At 61.0% G+C, this 17,641-nt stretch carries 19 protein-coding genes; 10 read left to right on the top strand and 9 right to left on the bottom strand.

The window, feature by feature from the left end; genetic code table 11:
- Positions 1–117: 117 nt before the first annotated feature.
- Positions 118–1,122, bottom strand: coding sequence for an ATP-binding cassette domain-containing protein (locus Q0X23_RS07345; protein ID WP_297859697.1), 1,005 nt, complete (start codon positions 1,120–1,122; stop codon positions 118–120).
- Between the two features lie 253 nt (positions 1,123–1,375).
- Here Q0X23_RS07345 and Q0X23_RS07340 point away from each other — a divergent pair, with 253 nt between their 5' ends.
- Complete coding sequence (locus tag Q0X23_RS07340; protein WP_297859696.1) at positions 1,376–2,062, top strand: phosphoribosyltransferase; 687 nt, start codon at positions 1,376–1,378, stop codon at positions 2,060–2,062.
- Here the strand turns inward: Q0X23_RS07340 and Q0X23_RS07335 are convergent.
- Positions 2,034–4,082 carry a prolyl oligopeptidase family protein gene (locus tag Q0X23_RS07335; protein WP_297859695.1) on the bottom strand — a complete coding sequence of 683 codons (2,049 nt, stop codon included), beginning with the start codon at positions 4,080–4,082 and terminating at the stop codon, positions 2,034–2,036. The two genes, Q0X23_RS07340 and Q0X23_RS07335, sit on opposite strands and share 29 nt — an antisense overlap.
- Before the next feature lie 81 nt (positions 4,083–4,163).
- Here Q0X23_RS07335 and Q0X23_RS07330 point away from each other — a divergent pair, with 81 nt between their 5' ends.
- The gene (locus Q0X23_RS07330; RefSeq protein ID WP_297859694.1) at positions 4,164–4,439 is read left to right on the top strand and encodes a helix-hairpin-helix domain-containing protein; all 276 of its coding nucleotides are present in this window, start codon (positions 4,164–4,166) and stop codon (positions 4,437–4,439) included.
- Between the two features lie 6 nt (positions 4,440–4,445).
- On the opposite strand, the gene Q0X23_RS07325 is transcribed toward Q0X23_RS07330, so the two are convergent.
- Both Q0X23_RS07325 and Q0X23_RS07320 read right to left on the bottom strand, forming a co-directional pair.
- Positions 4,446–5,312: a DMT family transporter gene (locus tag Q0X23_RS07325; RefSeq protein ID WP_297859693.1), complete on the bottom strand. Its 867-nt coding sequence runs from the start codon at positions 5,310–5,312 to the stop codon at positions 4,446–4,448.
- A gap of 490 nt (positions 5,313–5,802) precedes the next feature.
- A complete protein-coding gene (locus Q0X23_RS07320; protein ID WP_297859692.1) occupies positions 5,803–6,240 on the bottom strand; it encodes a universal stress protein in 438 nt (145 codons plus the stop codon).
- A 281-nt stretch (positions 6,241–6,521) separates the two neighbouring features.
- Here Q0X23_RS07320 and Q0X23_RS07315 point away from each other — a divergent pair, with 281 nt between their 5' ends.
- From Q0X23_RS07315 to Q0X23_RS07290, 6 genes are all read left to right on the top strand, one after another.
- Positions 6,522–7,340 carry a BTAD domain-containing putative transcriptional regulator gene (locus Q0X23_RS07315; RefSeq protein ID WP_297859691.1) on the top strand — a complete coding sequence of 273 codons (819 nt, stop codon included), beginning with the start codon at positions 6,522–6,524 and terminating at the stop codon, positions 7,338–7,340.
- Positions 7,341–7,487: 147 nt separating this feature from the next.
- Positions 7,488–8,624: a VLRF1 family aeRF1-type release factor gene (locus tag Q0X23_RS07310; protein ID WP_297859690.1), complete on the top strand. Its 1,137-nt coding sequence runs from the start codon at positions 7,488–7,490 to the stop codon at positions 8,622–8,624.
- A 50-nt stretch (positions 8,625–8,674) separates the two neighbouring features.
- Positions 8,675–9,142, top strand: a complete 468-nt coding sequence (locus tag Q0X23_RS07305; protein ID WP_297859689.1) for a universal stress protein — start codon at positions 8,675–8,677, stop codon at positions 9,140–9,142.
- Between the two features lie 112 nt (positions 9,143–9,254).
- Positions 9,255–9,704: an Hsp20/alpha crystallin family protein gene (locus Q0X23_RS07300; RefSeq protein ID WP_119341902.1), complete on the top strand. Its 450-nt coding sequence runs from the start codon at positions 9,255–9,257 to the stop codon at positions 9,702–9,704.
- Between the two features lie 55 nt (positions 9,705–9,759).
- Positions 9,760–10,113 (top strand): hypothetical protein, encoded by a 354-nt coding sequence (locus Q0X23_RS07295; protein ID WP_297859688.1) that lies wholly within the window; start codon positions 9,760–9,762, stop codon positions 10,111–10,113.
- A gap of 357 nt (positions 10,114–10,470) precedes the next feature.
- On the top strand, positions 10,471–11,457 hold the full coding sequence (locus Q0X23_RS07290) for a hypothetical protein (protein WP_297859687.1): 987 nt from the start codon (positions 10,471–10,473) through the stop codon (positions 11,455–11,457).
- A 6-nt stretch (positions 11,458–11,463) separates the two neighbouring features.
- On the opposite strand, the gene Q0X23_RS07285 is transcribed toward Q0X23_RS07290, so the two are convergent.
- From Q0X23_RS07285 to Q0X23_RS07275, 3 genes are all read right to left on the bottom strand, one after another.
- Positions 11,464–13,545, bottom strand: coding sequence for an alpha-amylase family glycosyl hydrolase (locus tag Q0X23_RS07285; RefSeq protein WP_374707470.1), 2,082 nt, complete (start codon positions 13,543–13,545; stop codon positions 11,464–11,466).
- 151 nt (positions 13,546–13,696) lie between these two features.
- On the bottom strand, positions 13,697–14,566 hold the full coding sequence (locus tag Q0X23_RS07280) for a DMT family transporter (protein WP_297859685.1): 870 nt from the start codon (positions 14,564–14,566) through the stop codon (positions 13,697–13,699).
- 4 nt (positions 14,567–14,570) lie between these two features.
- The gene (locus Q0X23_RS07275; RefSeq protein WP_297859684.1) at positions 14,571–14,825 is read right to left on the bottom strand and encodes a hypothetical protein; all 255 of its coding nucleotides are present in this window, start codon (positions 14,823–14,825) and stop codon (positions 14,571–14,573) included.
- A gap of 52 nt (positions 14,826–14,877) precedes the next feature.
- Between Q0X23_RS07275 and glyA the strand changes: the two genes are divergently transcribed.
- Together glyA and Q0X23_RS07265 are read left to right on the top strand one after the other, a co-directional pair.
- Positions 14,878–16,110 (top strand): serine hydroxymethyltransferase, encoded by a 1,233-nt coding sequence (glyA, locus tag Q0X23_RS07270; RefSeq protein ID WP_297859683.1) that lies wholly within the window; start codon positions 14,878–14,880, stop codon positions 16,108–16,110.
- Positions 16,111–16,235: 125 nt separating this feature from the next.
- Entirely contained in the window at positions 16,236–16,577 is a 342-nt protein-coding gene (locus Q0X23_RS07265) for a hypothetical protein (RefSeq protein ID WP_297859682.1), read from the top strand.
- Here Q0X23_RS07265 and Q0X23_RS07260 read toward each other — a convergent pair.
- Entirely contained in the window at positions 16,571–17,257 is a 687-nt protein-coding gene (locus tag Q0X23_RS07260; RefSeq protein WP_297859681.1) for a TIGR02466 family protein, read from the bottom strand. The genes Q0X23_RS07265 and Q0X23_RS07260 overlap by 7 nt on opposite strands.
- 17 nt (positions 17,258–17,274) lie before the next feature.
- Positions 17,275–17,517: a hypothetical protein gene (locus Q0X23_RS07255; RefSeq protein ID WP_297859680.1), complete on the bottom strand. Its 243-nt coding sequence runs from the start codon at positions 17,515–17,517 to the stop codon at positions 17,275–17,277.
- Positions 17,518–17,641 lie beyond the last annotated feature (124 nt).

Here is a 17,641-nt window from a genome sequence, read left to right as displayed (position 1 = left end):
CTCCGGCAGGTATCCTGCCAACATAGTCCAGCACCCGGTTCCGAGCGCATAGGTTGCCCATCATCCGCAAAGGCGAGCCCCCATTGCTACTCTGCCTTTAGCTCTGGCCCTCAGCATTTAGCCATCGGTTATTGACCCAGCAATCAGCCGGGTATCGGCAAACACCTGCCCAATCACCTCTTCGATGGCCGGATCCCGCACCTCGAGGTCTGCAATGGGCAGCTCACGGAGTATCTGGCTGACCCCGCCTACCAGTTGTTCACGCCGTACCAGGAGTCGGGCCTCGAGGCCCTCCTGTTCGCGCACCTCGCCGAACTGCTCCAGTCGGTCTTTCTCCACCGGTTGCCCCAGCTGGATGTGCACCTCGCGGTAGGGGGCAAAGCGCCCCAACAACCCCTCCAACCCACCATCGTATACAAGGCTCCCCTGATGAATCATCAAGACGCGCTCGCACAGGGCGGTGATGTCGGTCATGTAGTGGCTGGTGAGCAGAATGGTGGCCTGGTAGCGCCGATTGTACTCGCGCAAAAATTCGCGCACCGCTACCTGGGCATTCACGTCCAGCCCCAGGGTGGGCTCGTCCAGGAACAGGACCTGGGGCCGGTGCAAAAGCGCCGCCAGCAGCTCGGCCTTCATGCGCTCGCCCAGGCTCAACTTGCGCACAGGCTGGTTCAGCTTGCCCTCCAGGGCCAGCATCTCGCTCAGTTCGCCCACCCGCTTTTTGAAATCGGCTTCGGGAATTTCGTAGACGGCAGCGTTGACCCGAAAACTATCGGCAGCCGGCAGATCCCAGATGAGCTGCTGTTTGTTGCCCATTACCAGGGTAATCTTGCGCAAAAACGCATGTTCGCGCTTGAAGGGCTGGTGTCCGGCCACCTCCACCTGCCCCGCGCTGGGGTAGATTAGACCCGACAAGAGCTTGAGGGTGGTGGTTTTGCCGGCCCCGTTGGGCCCCAGGAAGCCCACCACTTCGCCTGGGGCTATCTGAAACGAAACACCCTTGACGGCCTCCACCTGCTTGTATTTGCGCTGGAAGAAATGCCGCAGGGTACCCACAAATCCAGGCGCTTTAAGGGCTACCGGATAGAACTTGGATAGGTTCTGGGCCCGAATTTGGCTCACTTGAAGCAGTATAGCCGGCAGGCCAGGCCCCGAATGGTGCGCTATCTACATCTAAGAAGCTTCAAGTAGCACTTGTAACCGTCTGGTAATGCCCCAATTCTATAGTGGAAGATAGAAAAAGGCACATGGGGGCAGCCAAGACCATTTTCTGTCTGTGGGTGTGTGTTCCTTGATGTTGGGGAAACCCAGCCCTCAGCCTTGGGCTTTGGGCGCTTATAAAGGTACAAACTTGCAAGAGACCCAAGGAGGTCGCATGAAACCCTTCAAAGACCGCAACCAGGCTGGCGAACTGCTGGCCCAAAGGCTGGTGGAGCTGGGGTATGACCAGGAGCCTCATCTACTGGTATTTGGCTTGCCCCGGGGAGGTGTACCGGTGGCCTATCCGGTGGCCTTGCGGCTCAGGGCCCCCCTGGATGTCTGGGTGGTGCGCAAACTGGGCACCCCCGGCCATGAAGAGCTGGCCATGGGGGCCATTGCCTCGGGCGGGGGGCGGGTACTCAACCAGGAAATTGTGGAAAGTTTGCAAATATCAGCGGATACCATCGCTGCCGCGGAGCAGCAGCAGCGGGCCGAACTACAGCGCCGCGAGCAGCTGTACCGCGGCAACAGGCCGTTCCCCAACCTGAGCGGCCAGACCGTCTTGCTGGTAGACGATGGACTGGCCACCGGCGCTACCATGAAAGCGGCCATCGCGGCGGCCCAGGCACAACACCCCAAACGCCTGGTGGTAGCCGTACCGGTGGCGCCCCCGGATACGGTGGCGGAAATACAGGCCCTGGTGGACGAGGTGGTTTGCTTGCAGACGCCCGCTTTTTTTCAGGCGGTGGGTCTGTGGTATGAACACTTCCCCCAAACCTCCGACGAAGAGGTGCTGGCCCTGCTCCAGGCCGCCCGTCGGTCGGATAGCCCGGCTAGGCCAGCCCAATCTGATGCAGGGTAAAAGCGTATATATCGGCCTGTTCTTCAATTAATATCCGGGTGGGTTTGCCCAGGCCGTGTCCGGCTTTGGTCTGGATGCGGATGAGCACCGGCGCAGGGCCCCCCTGGGCTGCCTGCAGGGCCGCCGCAAACTTGAAGGAGTGGGCCGGCACCACCCGGTCGTCGTGGTCGGCGGTAGTAATGAGGGTGGCCGGGTAGTGAACGCCGGGCTTCAGGTTGTGCAGCGGGGAGTAGGGCAACAGATAGCGGAACTGCGCCGGGTCGTCGGGTGAGCCGTAGTCCGAGACCCAGGCCCAGCCAATGGTGAACTTGTGGAAGCGCAGCATATCCAGCACCCCCACCGCAGGCAGCGCTACGCCAAACAGCTCCGGGCGCTGGGTGAGGGCCGCCCCTACCAGAAGCCCGCCGTTGGAGCCACCCTGGATGGCCAGTCGCTTGGGCTGGGTATAGCCCTGCGCGATAAGCCACTCGGCGCAGGCGATAAAGTCGTCGAACACGTTTTGTTTGCGCTCCAGGGTGCCGGCCCGGTACCAGTCCTCACCGTATTCGCCACCCCCGCGCAAGCAAGCCTGAGCGAATACGCCGCCCTGCTCGAGCCAGACCAGGCGCCCAGGGTTGAAAGCCGGGGTCATGGGGATGTTGAAGCCCCCATAGCCATAGAGCAGGGTGGGGTTCTGGCCACTATGCTCGAGCCCCTTTCTGTGTACCAGGAACAGCGGCACCTGGGTGCCGTCCTTGCTGGTTACGAACACCTGGTGGGTCTCGTAGTGGCCCGGGTCAAAATTCAGGGGCGGGGCAAAAAGGGTTCGGGTCTGGCCGGTGGCAAGGTGATGGTGGTACAGGGTGGTGGGGTACAGGAACGAGGTAAAGCCGTAAAAGAGCTCCGGGTCGTCTTCCTCCCCGGCAAGGGTGGGCACCATGCCCAGGGTGGGCAAGGGCAGGCGGCCCCTGGACTGTCCCTCGAGATCCAGCACCTCCAACCGCTGGCTGGCGTGGTGCAGGTAGCCCAGCACCAGACAGTCTGCTGCGGCTTCGGCGAAGATCAGAGTGTCCTCGCCCTCGGGCACGACGGTCTGGTGGGCCTCGAGGCCCCCCTGGGCCACGTCCAGCGCAATCACACGGCCCCTGGGGGCCTCGAGGTTGGTTTGGAAGAAAAAGCGGGAACCCTGGTTGCGAATGAAGGCAAACGAGGCCACAAACTCACCCACCAGCGGGGCAAAAGGCTCCTCCGAGCCATGCAAGCGGTAGAAAAACAGGTTCTCCCGGTGGGTGCCCCGCCACACGTGCAGGCATTCGTACCGCCCGTCGTGGGTCACAAAGGCATGAAAGCCCCACTCCTTTTGGTCGGGCCGCTCGTAGATCAGCACATCTTCGCCCTGGGGCGTGCCCAGGCGGTGCAGGTAGACCTTCTGGAAGTAGTTGGCCCCGGTGTAGTCGGCGCCTTCGGCGGGGGGGTCGTAGCGGCTATAGAAAAACCCGCTGCTGTCGGGTAGCCAGGCCGCGGTGCTGAACTTGCTCCACCTGATTTCGTCGGGTAGGTCTTGCCCGCTTTCCACCTCGCGCACCTTCCAGACAAGCCAGTCCGAGCCGCTCTGGCTCAGGGCATAGGCCAGGTAGCGCCCATCCCGGCTCACCGCGTAGTTGTTCAGGGCCACCGTGCCGTCCTCGGAGAGGGTGTTGGGGTCGAGCAGCACCCGGGGGGCCGCCTCCAGGCTCTCCTGCACGTGGAGCACGTTCTGGTTTTGCAGGCCATTGTTACGCAGGCTGAAATAGCGCCCACCCCGTTTGAAAAAGCTGACCACACGGGGGTAGTTCCACAGCTCCTCGAGCCGGCCCTTCAGGGCCCCGCGCAGGGGGATTTGGGCCAGGTAGTCAAAGGTAAGGCGGTTCTGGGCCTCAATCCAGGCCCGGGTCTCGGGCGCGTGGGGGTCTTCCAGGGGCCGGTAGGGATCGGGAATCGGCACACCGTGTAAGTCCTCCACAACCTGGGCGGTAGGAGCTGGGGGATATGAAAACTTCATTCCGCCAATATACCCGAGCTTGCTGCCCAGGTGGGCTTTTTGGTAAGTTGTTCGCAGAACGCAATCCCGGGAGGAAGCATCTTGAAAGCACTGCAGAGCATTCTTCTTTTGTTGACCCTTTTGGGCCCGGCTACCCTGCCCCTCACCTGGGCTCAGAGCCAAAGTGCCCCACGGGTTATCAACATCAATACCGCTACCCAAAGCCAGCTCGAGGCCCTTCCTGGCATCGGCCCGAAAATTGCCCGCGAGATCATCCGCAACCGCCCCTACCGCGATGGCAAAGAGCTCCAGGCCAAGGTCAAGGGGATTGGCCCTAAAACCTGGGAAGAAATCAAACGCTACGTGCGCTTCCGCTAGGCTCGGCTACACCTCCGGGGTGACCTGCTCGGGGTGGGGCTTTGTGCTCCTGAGCTGGCTAATGAGGGTCGCGGCAATAATCAGGGCCGCCCCCAGCATCCCCTGCCAGCCCAATCGCTCGCCCAGCAGCACATAGGCAAAAGCGGCTGCGTAGACCGGCTCGAGGGTGAAAATCACCGCCGCCTGGGGTGCTGGTACCAGCCGCTGGCCCAGGGCCTGCAGCCAGATGCACAGCGCCGAGGCCACCAGGCCCAGGTACAAGAGCGAAAGGAAGGGGAAATTGCTGGGATTCCAGGTAGGCCCTTCGCCAAGCATCCAGACAAGCGAGAGCAGGGTGACCATAAGCATCTGAATACCGGTGAGCGGCAGGGCCGAAAAGCGCTGAGCAAAGTGTTCTAATCGCCAGATGTAAAAGGCATACGAAAGCGCCGTGATGAGCGTCCAGGCATCGCCCAGGTTGGGGGGCGAGCCGTCGTAGGACAATAGCCCCACGCCCCCCACTGCCAGCCCTGCCGCCAGCCAGATGGGCCAGCCCAGGCGGTGCCCCAGAACCCCCAGCAGCAAAGGCAACGCCACCACATAGAGCGTGGTGATGAAGGCGCTGCGGCTGGCAGTGGTGTATTGCAGGCCCACGGTCTGAGTCAAGTAGGCCACAAAAAGCACCGCTCCAAGCTCGAGGCCTGCCCGCCACAAGCTGGGGTCGCGCCGGAACAGGAAGGGCGCAAAGACCAACGTAGCGATGGCGAAGCGCACAAAATTGATCTGGCCCGGCCCCAGGGTTTGCAGACCATCCTTCACCAGCACAAACGTGCTGCCCCAAAAGAGCGTAGCCAGGTTGAGGTAAAGCAGTCCTAAAAGCTGGTCTCGGCGCACAAAGAAGAGTCTACCGAGTTCTAGTACTTTTGCCCCGAGCTTAGGGTGGGCTTCACAGACCTGGCCGCGAAAATCAGAAGGGATAAGCAGACCTGCCTCATACCAGATTCGGTTAGTTCGGCGCCGGATGGCGGCGAACTACCAGGGCCGAAGTTATCCGCGTAGCGGAGGGCGTAAGCCCCTTTGGAAGGGAGACGCTTTCTTCGCCGACCGTTCGGGAGGGGTGTGCTCTAGGATTCAAAAAAATAGCCTCTGGGGGATCTTTGGTTTGGATGATTATCTTTTTGAATCCGGTATCACCCGCTAACGAAAAGCCTCTTTTTCCTCCCCCAGCGGGGGAGATCGGGTGGGGGAGTGCGCATCTGGAGCGGAACCCTTTATCAAGACCTCTTCTTCCGCACAGCGGTATTTTGGGTAAGTGCTCTGGAAATTTGGAAACGGAATAAGCAGATTCCTTATCAGGCCATACCGAATCATCCCATAGCCAGGATCAAATCTCTTGTACCGCTCGACCCAGAAAGCGTTGCAGCCAGGGTTTACTCTGTCCCCATACCGCAGTGGGAACCACCTGAACAGGTACTTTGGATTCAGCCACAACGCTCTGGGCTGTAGGCCCCAGCACCTCCGAGGTCTGCGGGGCGGCATCGTGGCAACCTATGACAATCAGGTCGGCGTGGGTTTGCTGGGCGGTCTGGGCCACCACCGCGCCCACGGTCTGGCCGTGGGGCTCCACCAGCAATACTGTCGGTTTGCGGCGTGCCCCCTGCACCATTTGGGCAAAAGTCTCGTAGACCGCGCCCTCGGCGTTCTCGAGCACATGCACCAACGTCACCTTACAGCCCAGCCAGCGGGAAAGGTTGAGGGCATGTTGGGCAGCAGCCTGGCTACCCGCTCCCAGGCCCACAGGAACCAAGATGTGACGAAACACAAGCACCTCCTGTTGGTTCAATCCAGCACATCTGAGTTCAGAATGGGCCCAGGCCATTACCAGGGTATTACCGCTGCTCTGGGTCAAGGCTCGAGAGCTATAACGGCACGCAGTAAGCCACCACTCATTGCTCATCTTCAGTCATTGGCCAGCGTTCTGCCTTACTTCCTCTTCGCGCAACCCATGCCCGGACAAAACTTTCACGCTTTCAAATATTGATACCGGCGCTTCTACTCCAAATGGCGGATGAAGCGGTAATGGATTTGTAACAAAATTAGGGCATGAAAAGGATGCCATCCCGTTCAGAACAGGCTACGCCTGCGCTCCGGGTGCGCACCCTGGGCCAGGTGGAGGTATTGGTGGCCGGACGGCCTGCCGTCTGGCACGCCCACACGGCGGAAGAACTCTTCTTCTATCTACTTTCTTATCCCGAGGGTCGCAGCAAAGAAGAGATCCTCGAGACGCTGTGGGGTCTCGACCCCGACCCTATCGCCAACAACCGCTTTAGGGTAACGGTTTTTCGTGTCCGTACAGCCCTGAAAAACCCCGAGGCCATCCAGGAAGACCATGGGCGTTATCGTCTAGCCGAGGAGATTTTGCACAGCACCGATCTGTATGGTTTCTATCAGGCTCTGGCCCAGGGCCACCATGCCACTTGTGAAACGGCCCGTCTGGAAAGCTACAACAAAGCCATTTCGCTTTATCGGGGCGATTATCTGCCGGGTTTCTCAACCAACTGGGTTTCTCAAGCCCGCGAGGAGCACAAGGCAGCCTATGTACAAGCGCTGCTGGAGGTTGCCCTGATCCATTATGACCGGGAAGACTGGCGGGCCACTGCGGAGTATCTCGAGCGGGCCCTGAAGGCCGATCCCTACATCGGCGAGAACTACCATCAGCGCCTGATGTGGTGCCTGGCTGCTGCCGGCGACCGGTACGGGGCCATCGAGCATTACCGTCGCTTCGTGAAATTTTTGCATGAAGAACTGGGCGATACCCCCATGCCCGAAACCAAAGCGCTGGCCGAGCACATCAAGCAGGGGGATCCCATCGCTCCCTATCACGAGGTTCATGGCCTGGGCTCCAGAAGCCCACAGGCTTGATGCAGTAGGCCCGCTCGCCCACAAGCAGGCATTCCAACAACTGTAATGGATAGGTAATTGGCCTGGATTTGAATCAAACCAGGAGGCGGAGGTAGCCACCTAACCTCCCGGCACAAGGTTCAGGAGAAATAATGTAAGGAGGTTGCCATGTTGACCCAGGAAGGTACTCGCTACATACGCGAGTTTGTAGCTCCGAGGGTAGCTCCGGTCTTGTCGCTGTACCTGGATGTAAACCCGGCCAACCCCAGCAACCAGGGCAAGGCTTATATGCTGAGGGCTAAAGAAGCGCTGGAAGCTTCAAAAACGCCGCCTGAAGTACGCCAAAAAGTGCTGGAGGCGCTCGAGCACAACCTGCCCCAGGCCCACAGCCGGGTGCTCTTTGCCACCGGGAGCTGGATGGAAATCTACGACCTGCAGGTGGATCTGCCCCTGGTAGAGGGCGTCGAGGCGCACTGGGGCGAGCCCTACCTGACCCCCATTTTTTATGTGCTGGACGAATACGACCGGGTGGGGGTGGTCTACCTCGATAGCGAGAAATGGCGCATGTTCGAGGTGTATCTGGGCGAGATTGAGGAGTTGCCGGGGGCCTTCAGGGCGGTACCCACCCAGGAGTGGAACCGGCTCACCCAGGATAGCTCCGGGCGGCGCTATAGCCAGGGCGGCATTCATCGGGCGGCGGCCAACACCGACCGCTTCGAGCGCCGGCTGGATGCCTGGACCCACCGCTTCTACAAGCGCCTGGCCGGCCTGCTCGAGCAAACCCTGCGCGAGCGCAACATCCAGCGGCTGGTGCTAATGGGGCCCAGGGTCGAGGTGCAGGTGTTCAAAGAACTCCTGCCCCGCCGGCTGCGCGAACAGATACTGGCTACCCTGCCCTCCCTGCCCACCCCCCTGATCCAGGCCGGCGAGGTGCTGAAGCGGGTGCAAGAAGTGCTAGAACCCCTCGAGCGCGAACGGGAAAACCGTCTCCTGGACGAACTGGCCGAGCGCGGGGTAACTGGGCTGGATCAGACCCTAGAGCTCTTGCAGCAAGGTGGGCTGCACCTGCTGGTGGCTCCCTGGAACCCCCAGGGCAAGGTCTACCGCGCCCCGGACGGCTGGGTGGGCGGCAGCATGGAGGGCGCCGTGGCGCATGGAGCCGGACGCATCGAGGACGTGGAACTCAGGCAGGTCTTGCCCGAGCTGGCCGCCACCTATGGAACCCGCCTCGAGTTCGTGCGGGGGCCGGCTGAAGAGCGCCTCATCAAAGCCTTTGGCGGTCTGGCTGGGCTGCCGCGGTGGTAATGCTTTCGTAACGGGTGCAGTTTATCCTCTCGTTTGAGAAGGAGGGTGCCATGTTCCGCAAAATCCTGATCGCGGTGGATGAATCATCCTGCAGTGAACGGGCTGGGCGGGTAGGACTGGCCTTCGCTAAAAAGCTGAATGCCCAGGTGGTGGCGACTCATGTGATGAAGGCGCCCCCAACCTACTGGGGGTTGGCTGCGCCGTCGGACACCATGAAACGACATGCTCAGGAAATTCTGGAGCCCTGGGCGTTGCTGGGTCAGCAGATGCAGCTCGACCTCCACACCGAACCCATGCACGACGAAGACATTGCCGAGGGCATCGTCTACCTGGCCAACCGCAGCCAGTGCGATCTGATCGTGATGGGTATGCACGGGCGCGAGGGGCTGGGGCGGATGCTTTTGGGCAGCGTGGCCGAAGGGGTTGCTCACCACGCACCGGTGCCCTTGCTGCTGGTTCGTCCTGTTCCGGCAGCATCCGATGAGAATCAAGCTGGGGCTGAAGCAGCCCAGGCTTGAGCGTCAAAACCTCTGGGTTCTGAGCTAGGTGGCAGTTCGGAACTCAAGAGGATAGGCTCAAAATCTTACCTGGCGTGCAGCCACCCACGCCACAAATAAAGGAGGAATGCGTATGTTGGCTCGTTTCGACCCCTGGCGCGAAATGGATACCATGCGGAGGGAAATCGAGCGCTTGTTTGACGAAAGCCTGTTCCGTCGGGAGTTTCCATTCCTCGATAAAGAGGTGGCGGCCATGCCGCTCGACATCTACGAAGAGGGCAACAACATCGTGGTGAAAGCCTCGATTCCCGGTCTCAAGCCCGAAGACATCAAGATCGAGGTACGTGGCGATGTGCTGCGGATCTACGGCGAAACCAAGAAGGAGGAAGAAAAGAAAGAACGCAACTACCACCTGCGCGAACACCGCTACAGCCGTTTTGAGCGTTCGGTGATGCTGCCCAGTGAGGTGCTGACCGATAAGGCCGAGGCCGTATTTGAAAACGGTGTGCTAACCCTGACGCTCCCCAAGAGCGAGGTGGCCAAGGCCAAAGCCATCCCGATCAAGACCCCGGCCAAGGTTTGAGCTAGGGTGGTTTGCCAAGCCTGACCATAAGGCAGTTAGCGGACAGGAGGTAGCTATGGCCCAAAAGATTGATCTGTTCATGGGGCTGGTGTTTGCCCTGCTGGCGGTACTGGGTTTGTTCTTTGCGCCCGACGGCCTCATCCTGGGCTTCATTCCCAGCACCACCGGGATGGCACTGGTGTACTTGATTACCGCCGTGGTGCTGCTTTATGGCTATTTCACCAGCGACCAGATGGCCCACCTGGTATCGGCGGTGATCGGTGTGGTGTATGCCGCGTTGGCCATCATCGGGTTCTTTAACAGCAGCTTCTTGGGCCTGCCCACGGGCGGCTGGAACATCGTGGTGAACCTGATTGCTGCGGTGGTGCTGATCTACGACTGGCTGGGCACCCCCAGAACCGCCACTTGAGGGGCAAACCCATCGCTTGAAACGGGGCGGAACCACACTCGCCCCGTTTCGCTGTGTTTGACCTGTGCTGGACAGTGGTGGCTGTGAGTTTATACCGGATTCAAAAAGATAATCATCCAAACCAAAGACCCCCAGAGGCTATCTTTTTGAATCCTAGAGCACTCCCTTCGGTCGGGTTAGTTCGCCGCCATCCGGCGCCGAACTAACCGAATCTGGTATTACAGTTCATGGCAGATAATCGATGGAAGCGTCACTGTACAGCAGCATTGCTCTATTCGAACACAGGTTTTTCCTGCGAGCCTTATCGCGTTCTTCACGGACGTGGCCGCCCGCAAAAACGAGAAGGGACAAAGAAGTGTGTCACACCCCATTGATACGCTTTCTTCGCTGCGAAGCGGGGTAGCACGCTGGCCTGCGTTGCGTCTGGGCCAGGTTAGCCACGAAGTTGCGGTTTGCCTTCAGCCCACCCTGGCACAAAACCTGGAGACCCGGCTCGAGTTTCGCTATAGCACTGCCCTGGCCATCAGCCATACACCCCTGACCACAAGCTGGAGCCTTGGGGCCCACCTCGAGGCCCGCTACGACCTGAGCCCCCTGCGCTTTCAACTGGTGCTGGATCCTGGGGTGCGCTTTTCTACTGCAGTTACCACCGATGCGGGTCTAACCGAGCTGTACATGCTCTACCGCGAAGGCGAGCTGGACGTAAGCGCGGGGCTCGAGCGCCTGCCGCTGGAAGTCGCCCGCCTCGCGCTACCCTATAGCCTGGAGACCGTCGGTTCGCTGGGCAGCCGCCAGGGCCGCTGGGGTGTGCGGTTAGGCTGGAACCCCGAAGCCACCCGGCTGCGCCTGGCGGTGCTGGAAGAGGCAGGCCGGCTGGTTCCCGTCCTGAGCCTGAGGCGAGAGTTTGGTGGGCTTGAACTCGAGGCCTACGCCCTCTACCCCGCCCGCCCCGTGCTGGGCCTGGGCGGGAGCGGCACCGTGGCGGGGCTGGTGGTCTACGGGGAAGGCTGGCTTTTGCTCGACCCCCCCGAGGCCCGCTACGCGCTGGGCCTGAGCGGTAGCCTGGGCGAGGGTTGGTGGGCGCTCGAGGGGGGCTACGCCAGCACCTTGCCTCTCTTGGCTGCAAGCCATTTCCTGGCCGGGCAGTGGGTCTTTACCCAGGGGGAGGACGCCCGTTGGAACCTGAGTACTTACCTGCTGTTGAACCATCCCCTGCGGGCCCAGCTCAGCGCCAGTTACATTTACCTCTTTTCCAACTATGAACTCAGCAGCAACCTGAACGTTTTACTCAGTAATGAACGCACCGTGCTCAATATAGTTTTAGGGGTGCGGGCTTTCCCTTAGAGAAACTTACTGCATCCGCTCCAGATACCGCCACCCCAGCCCAGGCAGCCCCACCTGCGCCTGGTAGACACGCCCTTCCACCGCATCGCGCCACCGGCCCTCGGGCAAGCGCAGGTTTATCTGATCGGTGCCGTTGTTGAAAGCCGCCAGCACCTCGCCCACCCCCGGCTCACCCCGCAGGAAAGCCAGCAATGAGCCCTCGCCCAGATAGGTGCGGAAGAGCGGGCTCTGGAACGCTTTGATTTGGCCCTTGAGCCGGCCCAGCAACTGATAGTGGCGCAGCACCTCGGCCCGGCACTTCTCCCACTGAAGTGGATACCGATACAGCTCGTTCACCGGCCACTGCCCCCGCTCACCGGTAAAACCGCATTCCTCGCCCTGGAAAAATACCGAAGCCCCCGGCAGGGCGTAGAGCATGGCCGAGGCCAGCCTGAGCCGGGCCAGGGCTTCGGGCGATGGGGCATCGCGCAGCCCCCCACCCCCCAGGTCGGTGAGTACCCGTTGGGTATCGTGCGAACCGATCAGGTTGAAGCCCATGGCCGCTACCGCTTCGGGGTAGGCCGCATAGACCCGCGCCAGCTCGGAAAGCACCCGCCGTCCATTTTGCAAAGGCCCGCCCCGGGCAAAGCCCAGCACGCCCCCAAAAGCCGGGGGCGAGCCCCCCCGTCCCACGGTGTAGTTCATCAGCGAGTCGAACTGATCGCCTTGCAGGTACTGCGGGCGCAAATCCCAGACCTCGCCCACCAGGTACACCTCGGGCTTCAGGGCCTTGAGCTCGGCCCGCCACTTCTGCACAAACTCGGGAGCTATTTCATTCGCCACATCCACCCGAATCCCATCGAAGCCAAAGTTGAGCCAGAACTTGGAGACCCGGATCAAATAGTCCTGGACTTCGGGGTTGGCGGTGTTGAGCTTGGGCAGACTACCCAGGTCGGCCCAGCCCACATAAGCCCGCCCATCGCCGGGGGTGAAGGGCCACCGACGGATGAAGTACCAGTTCCAGTAGCGGGAGGCTCGCCCTTTCTTCACCACGTCCTGAAAGGCCCAGTGCCCCAGGCCGGTGTGGTTGGGCACGAAGTCGAAGATAACCTTGATACCCTGGCGCTTTAGCTCGGCCAGGAGTTGCTTTAGGAGAGCGTTGTCGCCCAGGCGGGGGGCTACCCGCACGTAGTCGTGGGTGTCGTAGCCGTGGGCCGAGCCGGAATCGAAGAGGGGGTTGAAGTAGATCAGGTTCACCCCCAGCGCCCGCAGGTGCGACAGACGCGCCAGCACCCCGGCCAGGTCGCCACCGTAGTACTGCTGGCAGCAGTGGTAATCGTCCGGCGGATCGTTCCAGCGCGACAGATAGGGCAGCCTGCCTGTCCAGGTCTGGTCGAAGCGGGCCTGGCTGGTTTCCAGGGCCCGGCGGTCGTTCTTGGGGTCGCCGTTCCAAAAGCGGTCGGGGAAAATCTGGTAGCCCACCCGCCCCGCCACCCAGTCCACCGCACGGAAGGGCTTCGCGGGGATTTGGTAGGGGCCAAAGGTCTGTTCTTTACCTTCTTTGTCCACCACCTGAATACGGTAGGCCCTCACCGCGAGCGGTAGCGCCGCCCGCCACATCTCCCCCTCCGGTGCGGTGAGCTGCAAAGCCACGGGGTAGGGTTTGTCGGCCATCAGCACCGCCCCCTGGATGCTGCCCGGGGGCACCTGGAAGCGCACCGAAAGGCGGCCTGCTGCCTGCGAGACGAACTGCGGTTGGCTGGGTTCATGCACCAGGGCCAGCCCGCCGGTATCGGGCGGTTGGTCGGCAACCCGGCCCACCTCGCGCAGGGCGTTCTGCCCCCCCTGACCGTCGTCCACACAGCCCTGGGCCTCGAGGTCTACCTGCGGGGTGCCGAAGGTCTCGTCCTCGCACATGTTGCGGGGCCACTGCCCGTTGATAAAGAACTTGTACTGCACCGAACCCGGGGGCAGTTCTACCGCTACCTGCCAGACCCCTTCTTCGGTTTTTTGCATGGGCAGTTCGGCCCAGTTGTTAAAGCTCCCGCGCAGGCTCACCGAGCGCACCTCGAGGCCATAGGGAGGGTCGTAGGTGAAGATAACGGCCATTTTCTGCTGGGCCCACGCAAAGCCCAGCAGGAGCAACACCCCTAAAATCCACTGCCTCAATCCATGCACCCGCCACCTCCAGCCCGTTCCTGAGCGTTATAAGACTTATCTCAGTCTACAATCCGACCCCAGCAGGCAGGTGAGCAGTGGTTCAGGTCGAGCGTGGAACCTCGAGAACAGCTTTGGGCGGCTTCAAAACCATCCACAACACCCCCAAAAGCACCAAACCGGCCCCCAGATACCCCAGCAGGCTGAAGCGCTCGCCCCACCACAGCCAGGCCGCAAAGGCCGCCACCACGGGCTCGATGGTCGCCACCACCGAAGCGCGGGTGGCCTCTAAGCGCCTGAGCCCGGCAAAGTAAAGCGTGACCGCGAAAAAGGTCGAGGCCACCGTAAGGAAGGCAATGGCCGCCCAGGCCTCGGCGTTTTTGGGCACAAAATCCACAAAAGGCAAGAGCCCCAGTGCCCCCACCGGCAGCGCATACAAAAACACCGTAGGGGTGGTGTATCTATGCAGGTAGAGCTTGCCAAAGAGGTAATAGGTGGCGTAGGTCAGGGCCGACAGCAACCCCCAGAAAAGGGCTGCCAGGCTCACCTTCACCCCGCCCCCTTGCAGGCTCACCAGCGCCACGCCCAGCAGGGTCAGGCCCACCGCCGCGAGCTTTTGGGCGTCCATCGGCTCGCGCAGGAAAAGCCAGGACAACAAAGCCACAATGGCCGGGGCGGTGTACAAAAGCACCGCCGCCAAAGCCGCCCCGCCGCTCTCGATGGCCAGCTGATAAGCCCCGTAAAAAAGCGAGATGCCCACCAGGCCAAAGCCCAGCACCGCCCAGCGGTCGGGGCGCTCGAGGCGCACCTGTTGCATTAGCAAGGCCTGGGCACCGAACAGCCCCGCACCCAAAGCAGCCCGCCAGAAGGCCACCTCGAGGGGGCTCACCCCTTGTTCGAAGGCCCACCTCGAGACCACCCCCAAGAGGCCCCACAGGCAAGCGGCGGCTAAAACGTAGAGGTAGCCAGCCAAGGTTTTACTCAGCAGCCCGGTGCTGGCGCCGGGCCATCACGCTCCAGACCATCCCCAGGCCCAAAAACAGACCCGAGCCAAAAACCACCAGGTAGGTAATCCAGAGGCGGGGGTTCACGTTGTAAAAGTCCCGGCTGCGCTGGGCCGTGAGGGCTACCAGGTAGTCGCGGATGGTGATGAAATTCAGCGTGGCCAGGATAATCGCTACCAAGAGCAGGATAAGCCCGAGAATCAAAGAGATACGCCCTAAAACGCTCATACTCCTAAGTGTACCGGATTGGGGGCCGCTTGGATATTGCTATACTTGAAGGGTGATCAAGGCTCCCGAAAATCTCCCCCGCGACGAGCTGGTCTTCGACCTGATCCGTCAGGAAGAAGAGCGGCAGCGCAACGGCCTGGAACTCATCGCCTCGGAAAACTTTACCTCGGCGGCGGTGCGCGAGGCGGTAGGCAGTGTGCTCACCAACAAATATGCCGAGGGCTACCCCGGTAAGCGCTGGTATGGTGGCTGCGAGATTGTAGACCAGATCGAGACCCTGGCCATCGAGCGGGCCAAGCAGCTCTTTGGGGCGGCCTGGGCCAACGTGCAGCCGCACTCGGGCAGCAGCGCCAACATCGCGGTGTATGCCGCCCTGCTCAAGCCCGGCGACACCGTGCTGGGCATGGATCTGTCGCACGGCGGCCACCTGACCCACGGTTCCCCGGTCAACTTCTCGGGCCTCAACTACCACTTCTTTGGCTACAAGGTGCGCCAGGAAGACGAGCTGCTGCACATGGAGGATGTGCGCGCCCTGGCGCTGGAGCACAAGCCCAAAATGATCATCTGCGGGGCCAGCGCCTATAGCCGCATCCTCGACTTCAAAGCCTTCCGCGAGATTGCCGACGAAGTGGGGGCCTACCTGATGGCCGACATCGCCCACATCGCGGGGCTGGTGGCCGCAGGTCTGCACCCCTCGCCCCTGCCCTACGCCCACGTGGTCACCTCCACCACCCACAAGACCCTGCGGGGGCCGCGCTCGGGCCTGATTTTGTCAAACGACCTGGAGGTAGCCGCCATCCTGGATCGCTCCATCTTCCCCGGAACTCAGGGAGGGCCTCTGGAGCATGTCATCGCCGGGAAAGCGGTCGCTTTTGGCGAAGCCTTGCGCCCCGAGTTCAAAACCTACTCGGCCCAGATTATCAAAAACGCCCAAACCCTGGCCGCCGAGATGCAAAAGCGCGGCTACCGCATCGTTTCGGGCGGCACCGACAACCACCTCTTTGTGGTTGACCTGCGCCCCCAGGGCCTCAACGGCACCAAGGCCACCCGGCTCTTAGATGCTGCCCACATCACCATCTCCAAGAGCACCCTGCCCTACGACACCGAGAAAATCATCCACGGCGGGGGCATCCGCATCGGCACCCCGGCCATCACCACCCGGGGTATGACCGAAGAGCATATGCCCCAGATCGCCGAGTTCATTGACCGCGCTCTCAAGGGTGAAGACGCTCAGGCCCTGAAGGCGGAGGTTAAAGCTTTCGCATCCCAGTTCCCCTTGCCGTAAAGTTTTGCGTTACGGGCCTGTTGGCTCCTTTAGGGGATTTTCCATCGCCCGGGCATGATTCATAATCAGAACTCAAGCGGCCTTGATTGTGCAAGGTCAAGTGCCGCTATCTCATTCAGGAACCCATGCCCGAAGAAACCCCCATGGAGACGCGCGCCCGCCTCGAGCCGCTGGTGGTGTTTGGGGTGGTGCTGGTGCTTTTTTTAGGGGTCGCCCTGGCGTTTCTCTTCCCCCGCTACCAGGCCATCCAGACCTACTACAGCAGCATACGCGCAGAGCTGGGGTCATCGGTCAACCTCCTGTTTCCAGGCTTCTGGCGCGATCTACGCGCCCTCAAATCCGAGAACGGCACACAAAGCCTCGAGTCGTTTGTAGACACCACCGACCGAAGCGCCAGTATCCGGCAGCCCTATCGCTGTACCTTCCGCTACGGCGTCCCAGCCTCCTTTACCATCAACTTTCAATGAAAGCCGTACTCGAAAGCCTGGTTTCCTTGCTCGCCATGCACCTGGGCATTGAAGGAAATGATTACCCGGTCGCGTTCACCATCGTAGGGCATGGCTTTGTGTAGCAGCCAGCTCGGAAACACCACCAGCACCCCTTCCTCGGGGGTTACATCAAAGGTGGACTGCTGCATGTAGGCGTTGCCCATGTCCATGTGGGCGCCCCCCAACAGGTTCAGATGTGGGGCATAAAACCGGGTAATGCCATTGAGCGCACCCAGAACCGGGTGCTGTTGGCGTCGCTCGGCAGGGTCGAGCTGCACATAGTACACCCCCGACCACGAACAGTTGCCGTGGTTATGGATGTCGTGGAAGCCAAAGCGGTTTTGAATCTGGAACCAGGCCCCCACCACCCGCATCTGCAAGTTGCGCACCCCAACCTGCTTCCAGATGGGCCCGTTCATGGCGCTGGCGGCTTCGAATACCGCGTTGGAAATAAAGCCAAACAGGGCCTGTAGGGCCGGGCTCTGATAGCGCTGCAAGATATCATCTGAGCTGCTATATACCGTGCCCTTCAAGCCCCCTTTGGCTTGCAACTCACCATAAAACAGCCGAAGCAGTTCAGCATTAACTTCTTCCGCTTGGTCGAACTTGCGCACCAGGATCGGGGTGGGCCACAAGAGTTGTACGGCCGACTGGTTCATGCTCCATACACTACCCTCTAGTTGTACAAATAGATGATGTACAGGCCCATGGTGAGCAACACTTGCACCCCCAAAGCCCAGCCTGCCCAGGCTCTAGGCCCCCGCCACACCCCCCACCATCCCCAAAGCATCAAACCCAGTAGCACTATATGAAACCCATTCAACAGTGCCTGGCCCAAGGCGAAAAAATACGCAGATGTATACACCAGCAGACCGGTCAGTAGCAACAAACCCAGCGTGACAGCTACTTTATTCAGCACGTCATAAGTCTAACTCAAGCTGTCACCCAGCCCAAAATCGCCCACTCCTCGCCAGGGTCGGTGTGTGAACCCGCGCAAACATTTGCCAGGTGCGCTTTAGACAGTCGGTATTGTGCTCGTAGGC

This window comes from Meiothermus sp., assembly GCF_026004115.1.
Taxonomy (GTDB): Bacteria; Deinococcota; Deinococci; order Deinococcales; family Thermaceae; genus Meiothermus.
The sequence above is the reverse complement of the archived record's forward strand: the minus strand, read 5'-3'. Positions and strand labels throughout refer to the sequence as shown.